The following is a 312-nucleotide window of genomic DNA, read 5'->3' as shown; positions in this document are numbered from 1 at the left end:
CGGATTCCGATTTAAGGAATCATGCAGTAAAGTTTGGAAGGCCTCGCCATCGTGCGGGGCCTTTTTCTATTATCCAGGGCAGTTTCATTCGCGCCGCCTACTCCATTGTGTTTATTCATTCTGAACAACAAAGAGTTGCATTTAAGTATAATTAGATGCAGATTTCGTTGATGGTGGAGGGACCGGAAAATGACTGCAAAGCATGACATGAAGAAGCTCGTGGAGGAAATCTATGCTGTGCGTGACCGCGGCGATGTCGAAGCTACACTGGCGCTGATCGGCGAGGATTGCACCTTTCGCATGGTCGGCAAT

General features: G+C 48.4%; 1 pseudogene. It reads left to right on the top strand.

What is annotated here, in order from left to right:
• Window positions 1-189: 189 nt before the first annotated feature.
• Window positions 190-312: pseudogene (locus AF337_RS33135) on the top strand (ketosteroid isomerase); the annotation flags it as partial.

Source organism: Rhizobium ecuadorense (genome assembly GCF_001187535.1).
GTDB classification, from domain to species: domain Bacteria; phylum Pseudomonadota; class Alphaproteobacteria; order Rhizobiales; family Rhizobiaceae; genus Rhizobium; species Rhizobium ecuadorense.
Note: the sequence above shows the minus strand (reverse complement) of the source record. Positions and strands in the feature narration are given on the sequence as shown.